The following is a 4,528-nucleotide window of genomic DNA, read 5'->3' on the forward strand; positions in this document are numbered from 1 at the left end:
GGCAACCGCGAGGTAGGATTTGAGGAAGTTCACCGCAATACCGTGCAGCTCCTGATAGCAGAGTGTGGCTATGGACAGCGATGCCATCGCATTGTAGACATACAACTCTATAAACCGCGCAGCCACAATAGTGTTGACCACGATGTTCACAATGCGCAGCATCCAGCCAACAACCATCAACTCCAACGCCACCGGCATGTTGCCAATGCCGCCCGGCAGCGCGGCGATGGCATTTTCAATGTCAACGGACGTATTGACTTCGCCACTGCCAACATAACCGGATATGCCAACCGTCACGGTGGACGCAACTTCAAAGAGTGCATTCAGAATTTCCGTTGTATGCACCACCGCCCACCGGCAAACAACAATTTTCAGCATAACCAGTGCGATTTGCTGGATCGTAAAAGCATTGTTGCTGCCGTTCATGGCAATACGCTGGGTGGCATTGTACAACTCCAGAATCATAAAAAGCGCCAGCAGGGTCAGCGCCACCGGCATAACTACGCCGGTGCTTATGCTGTCAGCATAGCCCGCCAAGGTGCTGTTCCAGTCAGTCAGGCTGCTGAGCAAACCGGAATTTTGCCCCATAGAGTTGACCGTGGCAGAAATGCCCTCCAACTGGCTGCGTATTGTATCTTCAAAAATAGCGCAGCCCTCCTTTACCCGACTGTCAGCGTGCCGAAGTAGGTGGCGACCGCAATAATCAGCACACCGCCTGCCATTGCCCATGCACCGCTGCTGATACCGGGGCCGTTATGGTCTTTCAGGTTGGTGCCCAGCGTTACCGCACCAAACAGCAGCAGGAGGCCACCGGCAAAGGTGACAACATTCGAGATGAGAGTCGTAATCGTAGATACCATTTCCATTGTTCATTTCTCCGTTCAGTTGTTATTTTCGGCACAGAGCTTTACAGTCTTTACGTCCTTTACATTGCTGATAAAGTCCGCAAAAGACTGCTCTGCGCGCTTGTCATAATCGAAAGGCTTACCGCCTTCCGCTTCTACCAAATGGTAATTGGGATGATCTTTCAGATTGTATTTGCGCGAATAAAAGGGTGCCACACCGGAAATCATCAGCAGGCACCAGTTCCGGGGCATGGTTCGGATTTCTTCTGGGGTCATCAACTCACGTCCAAGAGCCTGATAGGACTTCGTATACGAGCCTTGACTGCCTTTGTTCTCCGATGTGTTCATGACTTCAATGGTTGCCTTGCCCAAGGCCTTGGAGAAGAACTCCAGATTCTCCGGGTTACCGCCTGCGCCAAGAACGATCATAGAATCGCAGTTTTCATAGATGGTCGCCCAGTCATCTTTGTACTGGCTTTTCAGCTGGTTCAATGACTGGTAAATCAGGGTGCAGGCAATGTCACGGCTGCGAATCGTACTGATAAGGATTTGAAAATCCGGTATCATACCGATGTTCGGAAATTCATCCAAGAGGAACCGCAGATGCCGTGGCAGGCACTTATCCGGGCGATGGTCTGCAATATCCACCAGAATTTGAAAGCACTGCTGGAACATAACTGCCGCCAAAAAATTGTAGGCGGTTGTTGTGTCGGGCGTAACAACAAAGAGCGCCACTTTTTTCTCGCTGCCCAGTTCCCGCAGGTCAATCGTATCGTCCGCGCAGATATTGGCAATGGACGGAATGTTGAACGCGCTCATACGCAGCCCCAGCGACACATTGATGCTCTGTGCGGTCTTGCCGGGAGCCATCTTATAGAGCTTATACTGCTTTGCAGCAAAGGAGTTCGGCTTGTTGATGCTCAGGTCATCAAACAGCAGGTCCAGCTGGCTTACGCTGTTAGGACCATCCCCCTGCGATTCCAGCATAAGGAGCAGCGTCATAACGCTGTTCATGTTCCGCTCTTCCGGCTCCAATTCGTAGAACACATAACCGATCAGTGCTTCCAGCAGCGCCGTCATGCCTTCCTCCCATATCGGGTCGGCGGTGCTCTTGGCAGTGGGATCTTCTTTCAGGTTTTTGACAAGGTTCTTGGTGACGACCAGAATATCATCCTCATTTTTTATGTAGGCGAAAAGGTTATAATGGTCGGATTTATCTCGGTCTTTCAAGTTGAACACTTTCACTTTGTATCCTTGAGAGAGTAGGACATTGCCATATTCCTGAAGCAACTCTCCCTTCGGATCACTGAGCACATAGTTACTGTTAAACTGCAATAGCTGCGGGCCGGCAACGCTGTAACTCTTACCGGAACCAGATGGGCCGAACACGATCACGTTCTTATTGCGGTTATAGTTATCGTTTGCCGTGACTTTCATTTTCGGAGAAAGACTCAGGCTTTCCGATGCCGTGAGCGGCAGGTTGTTCTGCGGGTTTTCATTCAGAAAAGGGGCAATATCTTCCGGGCCGCCCCAGCGGGCGCTGCCGTACTCTTTCTGGGGCATCAGGCGATGCCTGCTGTACTTCACACAAAGGTAAATAAGCCCTGCCATGAGCGCTGCGGCAATACCGCAGCCAAGCGAAAAGGCGTCAGCCGAGAGCCTGAACGGGTGCAGCAGTAGGCTGTTCAGGTTCAGTGCAGCCGCCAGCCGGTGCGTAGTAGTTCCCTCGGTGAGTTCGTATGTGTAACCCATCCAGTCACCCAGCCAGAAGCATAAAACCGCTGCAATGGGTATCCAAATTTTCAGGTTTCCTTTCGGTTGGTTCATAGGCGTTCTCCATGTTCCGGCGGCGGCACAGGGCGGGACTGGTTCATCTCTCAGTTCCGGAATTGGGCGTTCTTTGCCGCGCTCTGCAATGCAGTTTTCCAACGCAGTCTGAATACGATCCACATCCTGCCCCTTAAACCACAAATACATCTGACCGGTGTCTCGGTCTTTTGTGACAGAGAAATCTACGGAATATTGCTTTAGCTGCCTGCGGATGTAGGGCAGCGTTTTTTCATTCACGTCCACCGATGCCAGCGGGCGTTCCTGCCGGTTGAGCGTGTTCAGACTTTGCTGCCCATAATTTTGGCTGCTCATTGCCTGCACGGTCAGCCGGAGTATATCAAAAATGCTCTGGCTGGCAAACCGCACAGCGCTGATTTCCACGCGAACTGCGGTTTCTTCAATCATAGTTCATCCCTTCTTGCGACATTTTTCCGCACTTTTCAGGCTTAGTCTGCGACATTTTTCGCAACTCACCATGGAAAGGACAGTTTATGCCGCGCTGCATAGTTTTCAATTTTCATTTCCAACCTGTACCCATGCAGTCTGTCGCGCAGACTGTATTCCAGCGTTACGACCTTGACGCCATGCTGCATGACCTGTTGGAAAAAGCGGTATAGGTGTTGTTCCTTGCCGCTGATCTGGCGCATACGGTAAATATAAATGCAGTCAATTTCCCCGGCCTTGACCAGCCGCATCATTTCACGGTAGCCAACCATATCTTTCGTCAGCGCTGGTGCCGACAATTTTGCAGTTGTCCTGCTGTGCTTTCGCTGCACACTCACGGATGCAGCGAAGTGTTTCAACATCATTGCCGGGAATTCGCGCATACAGCCATACGCGTTTTGTGTTTTCATTTTGCATTTTCATCGGTTCCTTATATTTATTTTTAAGAAAAAACGCAGGCGGACTGCGGATTCCGTCTGCGATGCAGGTATAAATCATATCACTGGTCGTCCTCCTCGGTATCAGCTTCAGATTTGCGGCGTTTGTAGGTCAGCACACCGATTGCAGCAATAGAACCGAACACAACAACGACCAGCAAGGCCACCGGGAACGTGTCTCCGGTCTGGGGAATCGTCAGCTGCGGCGCAGGGGTGGAAGTCGGTGCGGGGGTCTGCACCGGCGATGGGGCAGGTGTGGGAGCCGGAGTAGGTGCAGGGGGAGGTTCTGGCGTATCCTCATGGTGCGGGGTAGCCTTATCGACCATCGTGATAAGACGCTTATCGGCTCGTTCCCAGTCCGCCTTTTCATCTGTGCGCAGATACAAACAGACCGTCTCGTCTACCAGCTCGACTTTGAACTGAACAGAACTTGCCACCTCATAACCGGCAGGCGCGGCATCTTCCGTCAGGGTGTAGATATGCTCGGTTTTCCCGTCAGAAAGGTGGATACCATCTTCCGAAATCGGAACATGATGCGTATTGGAGTCGGTTACCCATGTGTCGATGACGTTTTTATCTTCATCACGGATGGTCAGCGTTGCGTCGGGCAGCAAGGTGCCGCCTGCGTCCACCTTGTCAATATCCAATACAGGTGCGTCCTGCATGACTACGGTGGTGTCGTCCAGCTTTTCCCAAGTGTCGCCGGTCTTTACATAGACTTCGTTTTCCTGCTCGTTTCCAACCTGTACGAGCTTAAACACAATGTTTTCGGCTTCCGCATAGGTTTCAGGAGCACGCTTTTCAATAAGGGTGTACTCCTTGTCCAGCTCCAGACCGCGCACGGTATGCGGTGTCTTGGCAGAGGTCCAGTCCTCAATCAGCTTGCCGTCTGCATCGCGGATTTCCAGCTTTGCACCGGGTAACTCTTTACCGTTGGTGACATCCTGTTTGGAGATGTTCACCGTAGTGCGC

At 51.8% G+C, this 4,528-nt stretch carries 6 protein-coding genes; all 6 read right to left on the bottom strand.

The window, feature by feature from the left end; genetic code table 11:
* A partial coding sequence (locus Q0526_RS11075; protein WP_298733544.1) for a VirB6/TrbL-like conjugal transfer protein, CD1112 family occupies positions 1-618 on the bottom strand: 618 nt, incomplete at its 3' end.
* A 41-nt stretch (positions 619-659) separates the two neighbouring features.
* Positions 660-866 carry a hypothetical protein gene (locus Q0526_RS11080; protein ID WP_215694489.1) on the bottom strand — a complete coding sequence of 69 codons (207 nt, stop codon included), beginning with the start codon at positions 864-866 and terminating at the stop codon, positions 660-662.
* Positions 867-881: 15 nt separating this feature from the next.
* The gene (locus Q0526_RS11085) at positions 882-3,080 is read right to left on the bottom strand and encodes a VirD4-like conjugal transfer protein, CD1115 family (protein ID WP_298733548.1); all 2,199 of its coding nucleotides are present in this window, start codon (positions 3,078-3,080) and stop codon (positions 882-884) included.
* Between the two features lie 65 nt (positions 3,081-3,145).
* Positions 3,146-3,391, bottom strand: a complete 246-nt coding sequence (locus Q0526_RS11090; RefSeq protein ID WP_298733550.1) for a hypothetical protein — start codon at positions 3,389-3,391, stop codon at positions 3,146-3,148.
* Positions 3,375-3,617, bottom strand: a complete 243-nt coding sequence (locus Q0526_RS11095) for a hypothetical protein (RefSeq protein WP_298733552.1) — start codon at positions 3,615-3,617, stop codon at positions 3,375-3,377. The genes Q0526_RS11090 and Q0526_RS11095 overlap by 17 nt, the downstream gene beginning before the upstream one ends.
* A 1-nt stretch (position 3,618) precedes the next feature.
* On the bottom strand, positions 3,619-4,528 hold a 910-nt coding region (locus tag Q0526_RS11100; protein ID WP_298733555.1), incomplete at its 5' end, for a SpaA isopeptide-forming pilin-related protein.

The organism is uncultured Subdoligranulum sp. (genome assembly GCF_937890665.1).

Coding starts and splice junctions, on each gene's coding strand:
- Q0526_RS11080 (WP_215694489.1), bottom strand. CDS start 866: ATGGAAATGGTATCTACGATTACGACTCTCATCTCGAATGTTGTCACC.
- Q0526_RS11085 (WP_298733548.1), bottom strand. CDS start 3,080: ATGATTGAAGAAACCGCAGTTCGCGTGGAAATCAGCGCTGTGCGGTTT.
- Q0526_RS11090 (WP_298733550.1), bottom strand. CDS start 3,391: ATGGTTGGCTACCGTGAAATGATGCGGCTGGTCAAGGCCGGGGAAATT.
- Q0526_RS11095 (WP_298733552.1), bottom strand. CDS start 3,617: ATGATTTATACCTGCATCGCAGACGGAATCCGCAGTCCGCCTGCGTTT.